This is a genomic window from Rhodococcus sp. AC861 (assembly GCF_979256035.1).
In genome coordinates, this window is sequence record NZ_CEEDMW010000005.1 from 439,671 (window position 1) to 457,356 (window position 17,686).

Below are 17,686 nucleotides of genomic sequence, written 5' to 3' on the forward strand. Positions count from 1 at the left end.
ACCGAAAACGGGCCGGTGTCGGCACCTATCGTTACACTCGAGCAGTGAACACGACACGTCGCACCACCTCACGTTCCGTGCGCGTCGCCGCCACCGCTCTGGTGGCCGCTGCAGCACTCACTCTGTCCGCCTGTGGCGGCGACTCGGATCCCTTGAGCAGCGGCGGTGAGGGTGGCAGCGGGGGCGACCCCAACACCATCGTCGTCGGTTCCGCGAACTTCACCGAGTCCGAGATCATCGCCAACATCTACGCCGACGCCTTGAAGGCCAACGGTTTCGATGCCAGCACGCGCCTGTCGATCGGCAGCCGCGAGGCTTACATCCCCGCCGTCCGTGACGGTTCCATCGATCTCATCCCGGACTACACCGGGAACCTGTTGTTGTACTTGGACCCCGCTGCCACCGCCACGGCCCCGGAGGACGTGAACACCGCGCTGACCTCCGCGCTCAGCGACGACCTGCTGGCGTCCACGCCGGCGCCCGGCGAGGACAAGGACGCCGTCGTCGTCACCCGCGACACCGCGACCAAGTGGAACCTCACCAACATCGCCGACCTCGCTCCCTACGCGGGCCAGGTCAAGTTCGGCGGACCGCCCGAGTTCGCGGAGCGTCCGGTCGGCCTGCCCGGCCTGCGGGACAAGTACGGCGTCGACATCCCGGCGGCCAACTTCGTCCCCATCTCCGACGGTGGCGGTCCGGCGACCGTGGCAGCACTGGCGGCCGGAGACATCGACGCGGCCAATCTGTTCACCACCACGCCCGCGATCGTGGAGAACGACTTCGTCGCACTGGGCGACCCGGACAACAACTTCCCGGCCCAGAACGTCGTTCCGGTCTACAACTCGTCCAAGAAGTCGGACAAGCTCACCGCCGTGCTCGACGCCGTGTCGGCGAAGCTCACCACGGTCGAGCTCCTGGCGCTGAACCAGGAAGTGTCGGGCACCGCGAAGACGGAGCCCGCCGCAGCAGCGAGCGCATGGGTCGTCGAACAGGGTCTGGACAAGCCGGTCTCGTGATCTCGTTCGAGGGCGTCACCAAGCGCTACCCCGACGGAACCACTGCGGTCGACGGGTTGGATCTCGTCATCGAGGACCGCTCGTTCACCGTGTTCGTCGGACCGTCGGGATGCGGCAAGACGACCTCGATGAGGATGATCAATCGCATGATCGATCCCACGTCGGGAACGATCACCGTCGACGGTCGGGACATCTCGGCCGTCGACGCGGTGAAGCTCAGACTCGGCATCGGATACGTCATCCAGAGTGCCGGTCTGCTCCCCCACCGCACCGTCGTCGACAACGTCGCCACCGTGCCCGTGCTCATGGGCCGCTCCCGAAAGGACGCCCGTCGCGAAGCGATGGACGTCCTGGAGCGGGTGGGCCTCGATCTGTCCATGGCCACGCGGTATCCGGCGCAGCTGTCGGGTGGTCAGCAGCAACGTGTCGGCGTCGCCCGCGCACTGGCTGCGGATCCGCCGATCCTGCTGATGGACGAGCCCTTCAGTGCCGTGGACCCGGTGGTGCGCGAGGATCTGCAGAACGAGATGCTGCGTCTGCAGGCAGATCTGAAGAAGACGATCGTCTTCGTCACCCACGACATCGACGAGGCCATCAAGCTCGGTGACCGCATCGCGGTGTTCGGCAAGGGCGGAAGACTCCAGCAGTACGACACCCCCGAGGTGGTTCTGTCCTCGCCCGCCACCGACTTCGTCGCGTCGTTCGTCGGTCGGGACAGGGGATACCGCGGACTGTCCTTCCGCGATGCAGACAAGGTGGATCTGCACCCCATCACCACGTCGTCCCCCGAGGACGCGTCGTCCGTGAGACTCGATGCCGGGCAATGGGTTCTGATCGTCACCGGAGACGGTCGACCCCGCGGATGGATGGACGTCACCGGTCTCGAAGCGTTGCGCGCCGGGCAGGACCTCGACCGATGCACATCCGCCGGGGGGTCGTTGTTCCCGCCGTCCGGTGACCTTCGGCAGGCTCTCGATGCCGCCATCTCGTCCCCGTCGGGAGTCGGTGTCGCCGTCGATGCCGACGGCGCCGTCGTGGGCGGGATCGACGCGACCGAAGTGGTTGCGCTCCTGGCCGAGCAGCGGCAGTCGGAGGATCGCGAGCGCGGTCGACGCTACTTCGAGAAACCCTGATGCGCTGGCTCGTCGACAACGTCGACATCGTTCTGGGACTGACCCGCACGCACCTGTACCTGTCGCTGGTTCCCCTGCTGATCGGTCTCGTGATCGCGGTGCCGCTCGGCGCCGCCGTGCGCACGGTGAGCTGGCTGCGCCGGCTCACTCTGGTGGTCGCCAGTGTCGCGTTCACCATTCCCTCGCTGGCACTGTTCGTCACCATCCCGCTCATCGCGGGCCTTCGGGTGCTCGATCCGCTGAACGTGGTGATCGCGCTGACCGTGTACTCGACGGCGCTTCTGGTGCGCGCAGTGCCCGAGGCACTGGACTCCGTCTCCCCCGCGGTGGTCGACGCGTCCACCGCGATGGGATTCGGCCGGATCCGCCGCGCCGCCACGGTCGAACTGCCCCTGGCACTGCCCGTCCTCGTCGCCAACATCCGCGTCGTCGCGGTCACCAACATCTCGATGGTCTCGGTCGGGTCGGTCATCGGAATCGGCGGGCTGGGCCAGCTGTTCACCCAGGGCTACCAGCGTGACTACCCCGACCAGATCCTGGCCGGCATCATCGCGATCGTGGCCCTCGCCCTGGTGTTCGACGCCATGCTGTTCCTGATCGGCCGCGCCCTGACCCCGTGGACTCGCGCCGGATCGACCACTCGCCGAGCGAAAGGTGTGCGCGCATGAGCATCTTCTCCGATGCCGTCGCGTACATCCTCGACGGCGCGAACTGGTCGGGCGGGACCGGCATCGCTACCCGTCTGGGTGAGCACGCGTACTACAGCCTGCTGGCCGTTCTGTTCTCCGCGGTGGTCGCGGTGCCACTCGGTCTGATCATCGGGCACCTCCGACGCGGCGAGGTCGCGCTCGTCGGACTGGTCAACAGCCTCCGATCGCTGCCGACGCTGGGTGTGCTCACGTTTCTCGTCCTGCTGCTGGGACTCGGACTGGTCCCCCCGCTGGTCGCGCTGGTGCTGCTGGGCATTCCGCCGATCCTGGCCGGAACCTACGCCGGCGTCGCCAATGTCGATGCCACCGTCGTGGACGCCGCCCGCGCCATGGGCATGACAGAACGCCAGGTGCTGTTCCGAGTCGAGATCCCCAACTCGTTGCCTCTCCTGCTCGGCGGCATCCGGAACGCCACTCTGCAGGTCATCGCCACGGCCACGGTCGCGGCATTCGTCAACCTCGGAGGCTTCGGCCGGTACATCTTCGACGGTCTGGCGCTCTACAGCTACGACCGCGTCGTGGTGGGGGCCATCCTCGTGGCAGTGCTGGCGCTCGTCGTCGACGGCTTGCTGGCGCTGGCGGTCTGGGCGTCGACTCCCGGCACGGGGCGCCTGCGTCGCGCGCCCCGCGTCGAGAAATCCTCGGTCTGACTCAGGCGACACCGTCGGCGCGGGCTGCGGCGGCGACCGCCGCGGCCACCGCCGGTGCCACCCGCGGATCCAGCGGGCTCGGAACGATCATGTCGGCACTCAGATCGTCCCCCACCACCGACAGGATCGCTTCCGCCGCAGCGAGCTTCATGTTCTCGGTGATGCGGCGGGCGCCCGCGTCGAGGGCTCCGCGGAAGACGCCGGGGAACGCCAGGACGTTGTTGATCTGATTGGCGAAGTCACTGCGACCCGTGGCGACGATCGCGGCGTACTTCTTCGCATCCTCCGGGTGGATCTCCGGGTCCGGGTTGGACAGCGCGAACACGATGGACCCCTCCGCCATCGACGCGACCAGGTCGTGCGCGATCTTGCCTGCGGAGACCCCGAGGAAGACGTCGGCACCGTCGAGCGCCTCCGCGGCGCCACCACTGAGGGAGCGCGGATTGGTGCGGGCAGCCAGTTCGACCTTGACGGGATTGAGGTCGCCACGATCCGAGCTGACGATGCCCTTGGAGTCCAGCACCACCACGTCGGAGATTCCCGCCGCGAGGAGGATGTTGGCGCACGCCACTCCCGCTGCTCCCGCACCGGAGATGACGATCTTGAGCCCCTCGAGGTCGCGCTTCTGCACGCGCACAGCACCTTTGAGTGCCGCGAGGACCACGATGGCCGTGCCGTGCTGATCGTCGTGCATGACCGGGCAGTCGAGCGCCTCGATCACACGCTTCTCGATCTCGAAGCACCGCGGAGCCGAGATGTCCTCGAGGTTCACGGCGCCGAAACTCGGGCGCAGCCGGATCAACGTCTCGACGATCTCGTCGACATCGTTGGTGTCCAGAACGAGCGGGATGGAGTTGAGGCCCGCGAACTTCTTGAACAGCGCCGCCTTCCCCTCCATCACGGGAAGCGACGCGCGGGGACCGATGTCGCCCAGTCCGAGAACGGCCGAGCCGTCACTGACGACGACGACGAGGCGCTCTGTCCAGGTGTACTTGTTCACCAGCTCCTGGTCCTCGGCGATGGCCCTGCTCACCAGGGCGACGCCCGGTGTGTAGGCGATCGAGAGATCTCGCTTGGTCTCGAGCGGAGCGGTCAGCTCGACGCTCAACTTGCCCCCGACGTGGCTGAGGAAGATCTCCTCGTCGGTGATGGAGGCGATGGCCTCGGCGGTGTTGCCGACGTCGGGCGTGTCGGGTCGGTCGGTTGCGGCAGTCACGGCGGCGCTCCTTCTCGGTCCGCGCTCGGCGCGGGGAGGGACATGCTGGGATACGAGTGTAAGACCCTGCGCGCGGCGGGTGAGCCGGCAAACGCGGCACCGGCAAAGCGGTAGCCGAAGTCGATCACGGCGCGGTAGCGGTGATCGAAGAGTGAAATCAGTCTGCCATATCGGTGCGGGAGCCGATCAGCCCCACCACTGGGTCCACAGCAGAGCGCCCGCCACGACGAGGACTCCGGCGGACCCGAGGAACGACACTCCGCGCGCCCGGTGGTCGGCGACCCGTTGCAGGACCAGAGCCGCGACGCAGGCGACCACGTGCCATGCGATCGATGCGGTTCCGGGGCCCGGGAACCCGCGGTCGCCACCGATGACGGCGGCGGCCACCACCAGCGCGGTCAAGACGACGAGGCCCGCTGCCACGGATCCGCTGAGCGCCCTCATCGGCGACCGTCCGGGTAGATCGGCGGGACACCGGCGGCCTCGGCCACCAGCTTCTCGAACTGGTCGACCGCCGTGGTGCGGGCGCCGATCGGCGTGGTCTTGTTCGTCCCGTGGTAGTCCGACGACCCGGTCACGACGAGTCCGTGGTGCTCCGCAATGGCCCGCAGCGCATCGGCATCCTCGGGACTGTGGTCGGGGTGATCGACCTCGAGTCCGCCGAGCTGTCCTCCCCGTGCCAGCTCGAGAATGTGATCGGTGTGCAGCAAGCGGCCACGCGTGCGGGCGCGGGCGTGGGCGATGACGGGCACGCCCCCGGCCTCGGCCACCATTGCCACGGCGACGTCGAGAGGGGTGTCCGCCTTCTCGACGTAATACTTGCCGCCGGTCTTCAGGAGGTCCGCGAACGCGTCGTTCACCGTCTCGACGACACCGGCCGCCACCAGGGCCCGAGCAAGGTGTGGTCGTCCGGCGGACGGGCCCGCCGCGGCGAGGATCGTGTCCGCGTCGACGTCGTACCCGTCGGCGGCCATGAGGTCGATCATCCTGCGCAGCCGCACCTCGCGCTCCGCACGCAGACGGCTGCGCTCCTGCGCGAAGGCGGTGTGGGTCGGGTCGAACAGGTACGCCAGCAGATGCACGGTGACCGGATCGCCGTCCTCACCGCGGCCCTGACACGACATCTCCATACCCCGCACGAGGATCGGGCCGCCGGGTGTGGACTCCACCGCGGCCTGCGCCTCGTCCCACCCGTGCGTCGTGTCGTGATCGGTCAGCGCGACGACGTCGAGACCGGCCGCCGTCGCCGCGGCGATCAACTCGGCCGGCGTGTCGGTTCCGTCGGAGGACGTGGAATGGGTGTGGAGATCGATCAGCACGGGTGACACTCTTTCAGGTCGGTGGACGGTGTCAGGTCGGCGGACGCAGCGACGCGGCCGACCGCCGAGGATCGGTGACGTCGATCCCCGCCTCGGTCCACGCCTCGCGCAGTGCTTCCGCACCGCGCAGACGCACCCACGCCGCCTCGGTGCCGGTCACCGGGACAGCGGCCAGGAAGGTCACGGGGTCGTACGGCTCCGGAAGTACCAGGTCGGGAACCCCCGAGTCGACGCTCAGAAGAACTGCCGTGAACGGAGCTCCGGGCCACAGCGGCTCCCCCGCATCTAGTAGCGCATCGGGCACCAGCACGATGCCCTCGACCGCCGGGGACGCGGCGAACGTCGCGAGCGTGCGCCAGACGTCGCGGACAGCCTCGTCCATGCGCCGCAGCGACAGCACCAGTTCGGCGCGGGGGCCGCGCTGGGAATCGGTGACCATGTCGGACGGGTCGGCCATGGGATGACGCGAACACCCGACCGTCGCGAGGTGAGCGACCCCGTCGGAGCCGGGCGCGAACAGAAGGACGTCCAGCGACTCCAGACCCAGGAACGTGATCGACGCACTGGGCGGGCTGTCCTGCTGCCACGTCCGATGGAGGTGCGACCGCACCTGCTGGATCACGTCACTCGCACTCACGGGATCCATACAACCACTGCGGTCCCCGTGCACGCCCGGGCCGGTACGGTCTTCTGTGTGACGGAACTGCCGTGGTGACCGTGCTCACCGTGTCCGACGAGGTGGTCGAGAGCCTCTGGAACGCGCGCAGGCTGCCGTTCGCAGTGGACCTCGTCCTCGGTGCCGGCGATCTGCCGTTCGACTACCTCGAGCACGTGGCGGAGATCGCGAATGCGCCCTGCGTGTTCGTCCCCGGCAATCACGACGCGGACCTGAGCGGCTACTCGGCCGGGCGCGCCGGATGGATGCGGGCAGGACTGCCGTCGAGCTGGCCGGGCCCGGACGGGGCGATCAATGCCGATCGCCGCATCGTCGCCGCCGCGGGCCTGCGGATCGCCGGACTCGGTGGTTCGATCCGCTACCGCGACGGCCCCAACCAGTGGACCGAGCGCCAACAGCGGCGCCGAGCGTCGACGCTGATCCGCACCCATACGTGGCATCCGCTGTTCCAGCGTGGCTCCCGCGGCGTCGACGTCCTGCTGACGCACAGTCCGCCGTTCGGGCTGGGCGACGGAGACGACGCGCCGCACCGCGGGTTCCGGTGCCTGGACCCGTTGACGGACAAGCTGCGGCCGCAGATGCTGATACACGGCCACATCCATCCCCACGGCGTCACTCCCGTCGACCGACACCTGCATGGCGCCACCGTGCTCAACACCGTCGGGTACGCACTGATCGACATCACTCCGGGTGGCGATACCCCGCCCGTCATCGAGAGGCGACGACATGGCTCGTGACACAGGATTTCCCGCAGCCGACGCCGAGAACGACTTCTCGCGGCAACGTCGGCGCGCCGACGTCGCGCGCCTCGTCGGGTGGTTGCGTCGGCAACCCGACGACATCACGACCATCCTGCCGTTCGACGAGGTCGTCGCCGCGCTGGGGAAGGTCCGCGAACGCAGGATCGGACTCGAGGTGATCCGGGTCGACTCGATCGTCGGAAGTGTCGACCGCACACGCGATTTCGATCGCTACTTCCGGCCGACGTCGACACGCACCCGGGAACGGTGGCAGCGCCTCGCCACCGCGTGGCGACGCGGTGAGTCGATGCCGCCGATCGAGGTGTACCGCGTGGGCGGCATGCACTTCGTCATCGACGGGCACCACCGCGTGTCCATCGCGTGCGCGATGCACATGACTCTCATCGAGGCGTACGTCACCGAGATCGTCACGCGCATCTCGCCGGACGGCATCTCGAGCCGCGGCGACCTGGTGGTCAAGGACCATCGGCGCATCTTCCTCAGTCGTGTTCCGCTGACCGGCAAGTCGCGCGAGGCCATCGAGTTCTCCGACCCGTGGCAGTACGCGGAACTCAGTGATGCGGTGGAGGCCTGGGGTTTCCGGTTGATGCAGGAACTGGGCGAGTTCGTCGACCGTCGCACGGTGGCCCGTCGATGGTTCGGTGAGGAGTTCCTGCCCGTCGTGCGCATGGTCAGGTCGGTCGGTGGCATGTTGACCCGGCACACCGACGCCGAGGCGTACATGTGGGTGGCACGCGAGCGATACCGTCTGGTGCGCAGCCACATCTGGAACGACGAGATCATCGCTCAACTGAAAGAGGCGGCGCCCCGCTGAGAGCTCGGGGTGCCGCCTCGTATAAAGCGTCGTGTCAGAGCGTCAGGTTCGCTCCGGATTCGGCGTCGAAGATCTGCACGCGCTTCGGGTCGAACCACAGGTCGATCGACTGCCCCATGCGGGCATTCGATTCGGCCGACAGCCGCGCCACCAACTGACCACCGTCGGTACCCGAGTCGGCCGCGAGCTCGTCGAGCTCGCGTGAACTGACCTTGGGTCCCTCGGCGGTGAAGTAGATGTACTTGTCGGATCCCATGGACTCGAGGACGTCGACTCGCGCGGAGAACGTGCTGCCGTTGATGCGCTGGTAGGACTCGATCAGCGCGGCATCCTCGAGGTGCTCGGGGCGGACACCGACGACGACGTCGCCCTTGACGTTCTTCTGCGAGATCTTCTGTCGCGCTTCGTTGTCCAGCGTGATCTCACCGAGCGAGGTGGTGACACCCGAGTCGGTGAGACGGCCGGCGACGAAGTTCATCGACGGTGATCCGATGAAGCCGGCGACGAAGAGGTTGCGCGGGCGGTCGTAGAGCTCCTGCGGGGATCCGATCTGCTGCACCAGTCCGCCGCGCAGGACGACGACGCGATCGCCGAGGGTCATGGCCTCGGTCTGGTCGTGCGTGACGTAGACGGTGGTGGTCTCGAGGCGCTTCTGCAACTGCGCGATCTCGGTGCGCATCTGCACGCGCAGCTTCGCATCGAGATTCGACAGCGGCTCGTCCATGAGGAACGCCTTGGGGCTGCGCACGATCGCGCGTCCCATCGCGACACGCTGGCGCTGTCCACCGGAGAGGTTGGACGGCTTGCGGTCGAGGTGCTGGCCGAGGTCGAGGATCCGCGCCGCGTCGTCGACCTTCTTCGCGATGTCCTCCTTGCTCATCTTGGCGAGCGTCAGGGGGAACGCGATGTTGTCGCGCACCGTCATGTGCGGGTACAGCGCGTAGGACTGGAACACCATCGCGATGTCACGGTCCTTCGGTGCGCGCTCGTTGACACGCTCACCGGCGATCCGCAGTTCACCGCTCGAGATGTCCTCGAGGCCGGCGATCATGTTGAGAGTGGTCGACTTACCGCAACCCGACGGACCGACGAGAATGATGAACTCCCCGTCGGCGATCGTGATGTCGACGTCGCTCACTGCCGCGGCGCCGTCCGGGTACAGCTTGGTCACTTTGTCCAGAACGATTTCGGCCATTGACTTATCCCTTCACTGCGCCGGACGTCAGGCCCGCCACGATACGACGTTGGAAGAACAGGACGAAGATGATGATCGGGATGGTGATGACCACGGCCGCGGCCGCGATCGATCCCGTCGGTTCCTCGAACTGCGAACTACCGGTGAACTGAGAGATCGCTGCGGGCACGGTGACCGAACGTTCGGTGGCCGTCAGCGAGATCGCGAGGAGCAGGTCGTTCCACGCGAAGATGAAGACGAGGATCGCGGCGGTCACGATGCCGGGTGCCGCGAGCGGTGCGATGACCTTGCGGAACGCCTGTCCCGGGGTCGCGCCGTCCATCTTCGCCGCCTTCTCCAGCTCCCACGGGATCTCCCGGAAGAATGCGGAGAGCGTGTAGATGGCGAGCGGCAACGCGAAGGTGATGTACGGGATGATCAGGCCCGGCCAGGTATCGAACAGGCCGAGGGCGCGCTCGATGTCGAACAGCGGTGTCACCAGCGAGATCTGGGGGAACATCGCAATGAGCAACGCGGCACCGACGAGCAACTTCTTGCCGGGGAAATCCAACCGCGCCACGGCGTACGCCGCCATGGTGCCGATCACGACGGCGATGAGCGTGGTGATCAGACCGATGCCGATCGAGTTGATCAGCGCACTCGTGAACTGCGACGTCTGGAAGATGCCCTTGTAGTTGTCGAACGTCCACGTGGTGGGGATGAACTTGCCGTCGGCGATGTTCGCCACCGGCTTGAACGAGAGGCTGATGATCCAGACCAGCGGGATCAACGCGTACAGCAGGACGAGGAGGTTGACGATCGACCAGCCGGCCTTCGTCTTCGTGGTGGCTGCCATGGGTCAGCGTCCTTCCGCGTCGGAGCCGGGTGCGGACGCCCCGAACAGTTTGATGAAGACGAAGGCGATGATGGCCACGCAGAAGAAGATCAGCACACTGATGGCCGAGCCGATTCCGAGGTTGAAAGCCCCGAAGAGGTTGTCGTAACCCAGGATCGACAGTGAGCCGGTGCTGTTACTTCCCTTCGTCAGAACGTAGATGTTGTCGAAGATGCGGAAAGCATCGAGCGTGCGGAACAGCAGCGCCACCAGGATGGCCGGCTTCATCAGCGGAATGATGATGCGGATCAGGCGGGTCCAGGCACCGGCGCCGTCCACCTGAGCGGCCTTGGTCAGGTCGTCCGGCACCAACGCGAGACCGGCGAGCAGAAGCAGCGCCATGAACGGCGTCGTCTTCCACACCTCGGCGAGAACCACGATGGCCAGCGACGGAATCTGCTGTGTCAGCGGCGCACTGCCGTCGGGGAGGAGATTGGCCAGGTAGCCCGTCTCCGGTGTCCACGCGTAGTACCAGCTGTATGCCGCCGCGACGGTGACGATGCCGTACGGGATGAGGACCACGGTGCGCACCAGCCCGCGCCCGAAGATGGTGCGGTGCATGACCAGAGCGACGGCGAGTCCGAGGACGAACTCGATGGCGACCGAGATGACGGTGATCGCCACCGTCACGGCGAACGCCGTCCACCAGTACCCGTCGGTGAGGACGGAGACGTAGTTGGAGAGACCGACGAATTCCTTGTCGTCCGGGAATGCCAGGTTGTACTTCTGCAGGCTCAACCAGAACGCGTAGATGATGGGATACGCGGTGACGGCGAGCATCAGGATCGCGGCGGGAGCGATCAGCAGCAAGCCGAGCTTGCGCTCCGCCTTCTTCCCCTCGGACAGCGCTTCGGCCGCTTTCGCGTGCTTCTGCGTGCGCCGGGGCTCTTCGGTGACGGTCATGGGATCAGCCCTTCGGAGTTCACGGCCTGGCGCACCAGGTCGGCGAGCTTGTCGACGTCGCCGACCGGATCGATGTCCTGCGGCGGGTTCAGTGCGTCGGTGAGGAGAATCGAGATGGACTGGTACGCAGGCGAGACGGGCCGTACTGCCGCACTCTCGATCGATCCGAGAACGCCTTCCCACGCCGGGTACGCCGCCTGGAACTCCGGGTCGTCGTACAACGACCGGATCACCGGGGGCACACCGCCGTCGACGGCGTTGTTGCGCTGGTTCTGCTCGTCGGTCAGGCAGGCCACCGCGGCCCACGCCTCGTCGGGATGCTCGGTCGTCTTGGCGACGCCGATGTTGAAGCCGCCGATGGTGACCTTCGCGGGCTCACCGGGTGTGACGGACGGGTAGGGGGCGCTGCGGAACACCTCGTTCACCGCCGCATCCTGCTGCTCGGCGGGAACGCTCGAGAGGTCGAGGAAGGAGACTCCGCCGGCAGCGGCGTTCTCCTTGAGTCCGGGAAGCACGAAGGGGTAGTTCACCTCGGCGAACATGCTGCCCGCCTCGACTCCCAGACGTGCTGTGCCCTCGTCGCTCTGGGACACGGAGGGATCCGCGCCGGGCGCGGTCGCGACACTCTTGATGATCGAGAGTGCCTTCTCCGTCGCCGCGCGATGCTCGGGAGTGTCGTTGAGCGTCACGGTGGTGCCGTCCTCGCCGACGACGGATCCCCCGGCGCTCTCGAGCAACGTGTTGAACCAGACCATGAAGCCCTCGTACTGCTTGGCCTGCACGCCGATCGCGGCGGGCTTGCCGGACGCCGCGTTCTCACCGGCAGTGGCGATCAGGTCGTCCCACGTGGCGGGGGGCTGACCGTTCGGCACCATGTCCGGTCGGTACCAGAGCAACTGGGTGTTCGAGTTGAGGGGGACCGCGTAGAGCTGGTCCTTCTTCTCCGTCTCGGGGTCGAGCCACTCCGCGGTGGCGAGCGGGCCCTCGAGCACCGATCCGTCCCGCAGCTTCGCCGACAGGTCGTCCGGAACCGGAAGTGCCCAACCGGCTTCGGCGAACTCGGCGGTCCAGACGACATCCAGCGTCATCAGGTCCAGAGTCCGGTCGTTGCCTGCCAGGCGGCGGGCCAGCTGCAGCCGCTGGTCGTTGGCGCTCTTCGGCAGTGTGCGTTGCTCGACGCGGTACTTACCGCCGGATTGATCGGTGCACGCCTGCGCGGCGGCTGCGTACTGCTCGGCGCCGTCGGCTGCGGTGTAGAAACTCAGCACGATCCCGCTGTCGGATGATCCACACCCCGCCAACAGACTGCCTGCCACCACCGCGGCGGCTCCTGTAGCTGCGAGTTTCCTCGCCCTGTACCTCTTCGGCACGACCGCCTCCTCTGCCGCAGGAGAAGGTACCGAGGTTCGGACCCGACTCCGCAGCGTGTGCTTCGTTGGACACGCATTCCCTGCGAAGTGGAACCTAGTCGAAAGCTGAGAGGATTTAGTGCGCTTGGTACAACACCGTGACGTTTTCGGTACGCGGCAGTGCTCAGATCGCGAGGCGCGCCAGGAGATCGCGTGCTTTCTCCGCGGACTTCGGTTCGCACAGCACGTCGTATCGACCGGCGACCAACTGCATGGTGGACGCGAAATCGCGCTGGCCCTTGGTGGCCGCGTACGGGATGCTCGCGGAGATCAGCCCGAAGACGATACCGCCCAGCACACCGACGACGAGCGCGGACAGGTAGTTGGTGTCGGTGATGATGCTCAGCACCAGGCCGAGGAACACACCGAGCCAGGCACCCGAGATGACGCCGCCGCCAATAACTTTGGCCCAGGTGAGACGGCCGATGACACGTTCGACCTGCATGAGGTCGACGCCGACGATGGTGACGTCCTGGACGGAGAATTCCTGATCGGAGAGGTAGTCCACGGCGCGCTGCGCCTCGGCGTACGTGGGGTAGGACCCGATGGGCCATCCCGACGGCGGAGTGGGCAGGCCTTGTCCGGGGCGGCCGGGCTGCGACATGGGGTTGGTCATGACTCCATTGTGCCTGGCGAGCCGGTCCGGCCGCTGGGGAGGACACCCGACGCACGTCCGGCCTCGAGGATCACGCGCGCCATCCGGTGCCCGGCCTCGTCGACCATCTCTCCGTCCACCACGACCGCACCGCGAGCTCCCCCGTCGGCCGACAGGTGTCCCCGGTACGTCTCGACGATGGCGTGCGCTCGGTCCACGTCGGCCTGACGCGGTGAGAATGCCTCGTTGGCCGCGTCGATCTGCGTCGGATGCAGAACCCACTTGCCGTCGTATCCCAACGCGGCGGAATGCCTCGCGGCCGCGACGAACCCGTCGAGGTCGCGCACCTGGACGTACGGACCGTCGATCGCCTGCAGCCCGTGGGCGCGAGCGGAGAGCAGGATCGTCATCAGCACGTGGTGGTAGGCATCGCCCCTGTCGTATCCGTCGGGCTGCTCCCCCACCGTCAGGGTTCGCATTCCCACGTCGGCCATGAAGTCGCCGGGCCCGAACACCAGGGTCTGCACGCGGGGAGACGCCGTCGCGATCGCATCGATGTGCAGCAGCCCCACCGAATCCTCGATCTGCGGCTCGATCCCGATGCGTCCGACCGGGAGTCCCTGCTCCCGCTCGATCTGCGTCACCAGCAGGTCCAGCGCCTGCACCTCGCCGGCGGTCCTGACCTTCGGCAGCACGATCGCATCCAGATGTCGCCCCGCTCGACCGGTTACCTCGAGCACGTCGCGGAACGTCGCGTCCGTCGTCCAGTCGTTGACTCGCACCAGACGTAGTTGTGGTCCCCAGCCGTCGCTGCCGAGCGCGTCGGCCACCGCTGCGCGCGCATGGTCCTTGGCGGCCGGTGCGACAGCGTCCTCGAGATCGAGGAACACCGCATCCGCGGGCAGGGACAGCGCTTTGTGCATCATCTTCGGACTGCTGCCGGGCACGGCGAGCACGGAACGTCGCAGGCGTGGGGTCACCAGCGCACACTATCGGGGGAGACCGGTCGAAGGCCCGGCGTCTAGTGTTGCGGCCATGGCAGCAGTGAACAAGGTGTTCGCCGCCAGGCTCGCGGGCCTCGTGGTGCTCGGACCCGACGGCGAGAGCATCGGTCGTGTGCGCGACATCGTCGTGACGGTTCGCGTCGGCCGCCAGCAACCGCGCGTGCTCGGCCTCGTCGTCGACCTGGCCACGCGCCGCAAGATCTTCGTCCCGATGCTGCGTGTCACCGCCATCGAGCCGACGTCGGTGACGTTGACCACCGGGAACGTCAGTATGCGCCGTTTCGTCCAGCGCCCGGGCGAGGTGTTGGCTCTCGCACAGGTGCTCGATTCCCGTGTGCGCACCGACGATCCGGACGCCGAGGATCTCCACGACGTCGATTCGGTGGTCGTCGACCTCGGTATCGAGCAGACGCGCACGCGGGACTGGGTCATCTCCCGCGTCGCCGTCCGTCCGCACCGCACTCGGTTGGGTCGACGCGGCAGCATGCACGTCATCGACTGGCAGAACGTGCAGGGGCTGACGCAGTCGGATCTGTCGCGGCCGGGCCAGGGAGTCTCGCAGCTGTTGGAGCAGTTCGAGGGACTCCGTCCGGCCGACGTCGCCGACGCCATCCGCGACCTCCCGGAGAAGCGACGTCTCGAAGTGGCCTTCGCCCTGGATGATCAGCGTCTCGCCGACGTCATCCAGGAGATGCCCGACGACGATCAGATCGACCTGGTGCAGGCACTCGCCCCGGCCCGCGCCGCGGACGTGCTCGAGGCCATGGATCCCGACGACGCGGCCGACCTTCTCGGAGAACTACCGGAGACGGAAGCGGAATCCCTTCTGCGACTGATGGACCCGCAGGACTCCGAACCGGTGCGCCGACTGCTCGAGCATTCACCGGACACGGCCGGCGGCCTCATGACTCCGGAACCCGTCGTGCTCAGCGCGTCGGCGACGGTCGCCGAGGCACTGGCCCGCGCCCGCAACCCGGATCTGACTCCGGCGCTCGCGTCGCTGGTGTTCGTCGTCCGGCCGCCCACCGCGACGCCCACCGGCCGGTACCTCGGCTGCGTGCATCTGCAACAACTGCTCCGAGAACCCCCGGCGAGTCTGGTGGGAGGTGTCATCGACACGACGCTGTCGACGCTCTCCCCGGACGACAACCTGGCGGCCGTCACCCGATACTTCGCCGCCTACAACCTGGTGTGCGGTCCGGTGGTCGACGCCGAGGAGCATCTCATCGGCGCGGTCACCGTGGACGACGTCCTCGATCATCTACTTCCCGACGACTGGCGCGAACAGGAGCACGTGGGACATGAGTGAGAAGTCGACGGCGACAGCCCGTCAGCGGCTCGACACCCCGCGCGGCTCGCGACGATTCAAGATCGACTTCGATGTCGATTCCGTCGGCCGTACGGGCGAGAACGTCGCGCGGTTCCTCGGCACCGGCCGCTACCTGGCCATCCAGACCGGGATCGTGATCGTCTGGATCCTGCTGAACGTCTTCGCGGTCAGCCTGCAGTGGGATCCGTACCCCTTCATCCTCCTGAACCTGGCGTTCTCGACCCAGGCCGCCTACGCCGCACCGCTGATCCTGCTCGCGCAGAACCGGCAGGACGACCGTGACCGCGTGTCGCTCGAAGAGGATCGCTCACGCGCCGCGCAGACCAAGGCGGACACCGAGTTCCTGGCACGGGAACTGGCCGCGCTCCGCATCGCCGTGGGCGAGGTGGCCACCAGGGACTACCTCCGACGCGAATTGGACGACCTCCGGGCCGCACTGCTGGACCCGGCGTCGGCCGCGGCGGAGGAACAGAAGGCGCGCAAGAAGACTCGCAAGAAGCCCGTGGACGACCAAACAACTCGTTTCGACCACAGCGAGGACACGCGACGGTAACCTCGGTCACACTGCACGTCGGGTCTCGGTGAGTGTGCAGACGAGTTGTCGTGGGGGTTTGTCCATATGCGCGTCGGTGGAATCGTCGGAGCATCCATCCTGGTTCTGAGCGCGGTGACGGTGGCTGCGGGATCGGCCACCCCGAGTTCCGCACACGCTCCTGTCGCGATGACGGCATCGGAGAGTGTGCGCACAGTTCCCTCGCGGGACACGTCCGTCGGGCTCGTCGAGCCGGCAGACCGAACTCCCGTGGTCTTCCGTTCGCCCGGACCGTCCGCCGTGCCTGCCGGAGCCCCGGCGGCACCGGCGGCACCGGCGGCGCCGCTGGCGTCGATCCTGGTCGGTGCACTCGGAATTCCCGAGCTGGTGCTGCAGGCCTACCGGTCCGCCGAGACACAGATGGCGACGACGACACCGGGATGTCACCTGCCGTGGCATCTGTTGGCCGCGATCGGCCGTATCGAGTCCGGTCATGCCGGCGGCGGACGTACCGATGCCGGCGGCACCACGATCACGTCGGTGCTCGGACCGGTTCTCGACGGTCGGTCCGCCGCGGACGCCGTCATCACCGACACGGACGGTGGCGCGCTGGACGGCGATCCGGGCCACGATCGAGCCGTCGGGCCGATGCAGTTCATCCCGGCGACCTGGGCCGGCTACGCCTCGGACGGGAACGGCGACGGCAAGAGCGATCCGAACAACGTCTTCGACGCGGCACTGGGGGCCGGCAAGTACCTGTGCTCCGGTGGCCTCGACATGACGAATCCGGCGCAGGCCACCACCGCCGTCATGCGCTACAACAATTCGGCGGCCTACACGGCCAACGTGCTGGCGTGGTCGGCCGCGTACTCCGGCGGCGGCACCCCCGTCGTCGGCCGTATCGGCGAGGCTGCGCCTTCTCCGGCCGATGCTCTCGCCGTGGCTGCGGCGGCCTCGACCACCGCGTCCGTCACGGATCCGAGCACGACGGCGGCACCGACGACGGAAGCCCTTCCCGCGGCGCCGTTGACGCCCGTGGAGCAGCCACCGGCCTTCGGCATCCCCGGGTTGCCTCCGCTGCCGGTGATCGAGCTGCCGACCATTCCCTGCCTGCTGTGCCCGCCGGCGCCGCCGGCCCCTCCCGAGCAGGCAACACCCGTCACCACTCCGTGACGGAGGTCTCGCTCATCACGGTGAGGTAACGGAACGGCAACGGATCAGGTACCCTCGCTCCCGGCAAGCAAATGTCGGAGAGTCCCGAATCGGGACGGAGAAGTCGTCGCGGATCACAAGTCTCGCGAGGGCGAGGAGGTTGTGTATCCGTGGGTCGGCACCGCAAGAGATCGTCTTCCACAGTGCGACGGAACACGGTCATCGCGTTGACCGGCCTGATTCCGGCAGGGGCCATCACGGTCGCCAGCGGATACGGGGCCAGCGCCGACATCCCGTTCCTGCAGACCCGTACCACCGCGAACGAGTCCGTGCTCGAACCCTCGGTCGTCGCGCCGGCCGTGGCCGTGGCACCCGCCCCCGCTCCGGCCCCCGAGCC

General features: G+C 67.5%; 19 protein-coding genes and 1 pseudogene. 10 read left to right on the top strand and 10 right to left on the bottom strand.

Annotated features, from left to right (window positions below):
* The first annotated feature begins 44 nt into the window (after positions 1-44).
* Genes AC0IX4_RS18265 through AC0IX4_RS18280 form a run of 4 tightly spaced genes read left to right on the top strand, consistent with a single transcriptional unit; the run spans position 45 to position 3,509 of the window.
* Positions 45-1,016, top strand: coding sequence for an ABC transporter substrate-binding protein (locus tag AC0IX4_RS18265; RefSeq protein ID WP_042574690.1), 972 nt, complete (start codon positions 45-47; stop codon positions 1,014-1,016).
* Entirely contained in the window at positions 1,013-2,149 is a 1,137-nt protein-coding gene (locus AC0IX4_RS18270; protein ID WP_471830288.1) for an ABC transporter ATP-binding protein, read from the top strand. The genes AC0IX4_RS18265 and AC0IX4_RS18270 overlap by 4 nt, the downstream gene beginning before the upstream one ends.
* The gene (locus AC0IX4_RS18275) at positions 2,149-2,817 is read left to right on the top strand and encodes an ABC transporter permease (protein ID WP_042574692.1); all 669 of its coding nucleotides are present in this window, start codon (positions 2,149-2,151) and stop codon (positions 2,815-2,817) included. Before AC0IX4_RS18270 ends, AC0IX4_RS18275 begins: the two co-directional genes overlap by 1 nt.
* The gene (locus tag AC0IX4_RS18280) at positions 2,814-3,509 is read left to right on the top strand and encodes an ABC transporter permease (RefSeq protein ID WP_042574693.1); all 696 of its coding nucleotides are present in this window, start codon (positions 2,814-2,816) and stop codon (positions 3,507-3,509) included. Before AC0IX4_RS18275 ends, AC0IX4_RS18280 begins: the two co-directional genes overlap by 4 nt.
* A 1-nt stretch (position 3,510) precedes the next feature.
* Here AC0IX4_RS18280 and AC0IX4_RS18285 read toward each other — a convergent pair whose 3' ends face one another.
* The 4 genes from AC0IX4_RS18285 to AC0IX4_RS18300 all read right to left on the bottom strand — a co-directional run bounded on the left by AC0IX4_RS18285 (position 3,511) and on the right by AC0IX4_RS18300 (position 6,690).
* Entirely contained in the window at positions 3,511-4,668 is a 1,158-nt protein-coding gene (locus tag AC0IX4_RS18285; protein ID WP_471830314.1) for an NAD(P)-dependent malic enzyme, read from the bottom strand.
* Between the two features lie 243 nt (positions 4,669-4,911).
* A complete protein-coding gene (locus AC0IX4_RS18290) occupies positions 4,912-5,169 on the bottom strand; it encodes a hypothetical protein (RefSeq protein WP_471830290.1) in 258 nt (85 codons plus the stop codon).
* Positions 5,166-6,044: a PHP domain-containing protein gene (locus tag AC0IX4_RS18295; protein WP_471830291.1), complete on the bottom strand. Its 879-nt coding sequence runs from the start codon at positions 6,042-6,044 to the stop codon at positions 5,166-5,168. Before AC0IX4_RS18295 ends, AC0IX4_RS18290 begins: the two co-directional genes overlap by 4 nt.
* A 31-nt stretch (positions 6,045-6,075) precedes the next feature.
* Positions 6,076-6,690, bottom strand: a complete 615-nt coding sequence (locus AC0IX4_RS18300) for a suppressor of fused domain protein (protein ID WP_042574696.1) — start codon at positions 6,688-6,690, stop codon at positions 6,076-6,078.
* A 62-nt stretch (positions 6,691-6,752) separates the two neighbouring features.
* Between AC0IX4_RS18300 and AC0IX4_RS18305 the strand changes: the two genes are divergently transcribed.
* Together AC0IX4_RS18305 and AC0IX4_RS18310 are read left to right on the top strand one after the other, a co-directional pair.
* Entirely contained in the window at positions 6,753-7,457 is a 705-nt protein-coding gene (locus AC0IX4_RS18305; RefSeq protein WP_042574697.1) for a metallophosphoesterase family protein, read from the top strand.
* A complete protein-coding gene (locus AC0IX4_RS18310) occupies positions 7,447-8,295 on the top strand; it encodes a hypothetical protein (RefSeq protein ID WP_042574698.1) in 849 nt (282 codons plus the stop codon). Before AC0IX4_RS18305 ends, AC0IX4_RS18310 begins: the two co-directional genes overlap by 11 nt.
* Positions 8,296-8,329: 34 nt before the next feature.
* On the opposite strand, the gene AC0IX4_RS18315 is transcribed toward AC0IX4_RS18310, so the two are convergent.
* The 6 genes from AC0IX4_RS18315 to AC0IX4_RS18340 form a co-directional block, all read right to left on the bottom strand.
* The gene (locus AC0IX4_RS18315) at positions 8,330-9,490 is read right to left on the bottom strand and encodes an ABC transporter ATP-binding protein (protein ID WP_042574699.1); all 1,161 of its coding nucleotides are present in this window, start codon (positions 9,488-9,490) and stop codon (positions 8,330-8,332) included.
* Positions 9,491-9,494: 4 nt separating this feature from the next.
* Positions 9,495-10,325 (bottom strand): carbohydrate ABC transporter permease, encoded by an 831-nt coding sequence (locus tag AC0IX4_RS18320; protein ID WP_042574700.1) that lies wholly within the window; start codon positions 10,323-10,325, stop codon positions 9,495-9,497.
* 3 nt (positions 10,326-10,328) lie between these two features.
* A complete protein-coding gene (locus AC0IX4_RS18325) occupies positions 10,329-11,267 on the bottom strand; it encodes a carbohydrate ABC transporter permease (RefSeq protein ID WP_056069516.1) in 939 nt (312 codons plus the stop codon).
* Complete coding sequence (locus AC0IX4_RS18330; RefSeq protein WP_442970498.1) at positions 11,264-12,583, bottom strand: extracellular solute-binding protein; 1,320 nt, start codon at positions 12,581-12,583, stop codon at positions 11,264-11,266. The genes AC0IX4_RS18325 and AC0IX4_RS18330 overlap by 4 nt, the downstream gene beginning before the upstream one ends.
* A gap of 217 nt (positions 12,584-12,800) precedes the next feature.
* Positions 12,801-13,292: a YflT domain-containing protein gene (locus AC0IX4_RS18335; RefSeq protein WP_042574703.1), complete on the bottom strand. Its 492-nt coding sequence runs from the start codon at positions 13,290-13,292 to the stop codon at positions 12,801-12,803.
* Positions 13,289-14,251 (bottom strand): HpcH/HpaI aldolase/citrate lyase family protein, encoded by a 963-nt coding sequence (locus tag AC0IX4_RS18340; protein ID WP_471830292.1) that lies wholly within the window; start codon positions 14,249-14,251, stop codon positions 13,289-13,291. The genes AC0IX4_RS18335 and AC0IX4_RS18340 overlap by 4 nt, the downstream gene beginning before the upstream one ends.
* Positions 14,252-14,306: 55 nt before the next feature.
* Here AC0IX4_RS18340 and AC0IX4_RS18345 point away from each other — a divergent pair, with 55 nt between their 5' ends.
* From AC0IX4_RS18345 to AC0IX4_RS18360, 4 genes and pseudogenes are all read left to right on the top strand, one after another.
* Positions 14,307-15,584 carry a magnesium transporter MgtE N-terminal domain-containing protein gene (locus AC0IX4_RS18345; protein ID WP_042574704.1) on the top strand — a complete coding sequence of 426 codons (1,278 nt, stop codon included), beginning with the start codon at positions 14,307-14,309 and terminating at the stop codon, positions 15,582-15,584.
* A complete protein-coding gene (locus AC0IX4_RS18350; protein WP_042574705.1) occupies positions 15,577-16,158 on the top strand; it encodes a DUF1003 domain-containing protein in 582 nt (193 codons plus the stop codon). Before AC0IX4_RS18345 ends, AC0IX4_RS18350 begins: the two co-directional genes overlap by 8 nt.
* A gap of 66 nt (positions 16,159-16,224) precedes the next feature.
* A complete protein-coding gene (locus tag AC0IX4_RS18355) occupies positions 16,225-17,310 on the top strand; it encodes a lytic transglycosylase domain-containing protein (protein ID WP_471830293.1) in 1,086 nt (361 codons plus the stop codon).
* Between the two features lie 182 nt (positions 17,311-17,492).
* A pseudogene (locus tag AC0IX4_RS18360) lies at positions 17,493-17,686 on the top strand (lytic transglycosylase domain-containing protein); the annotation flags it as partial.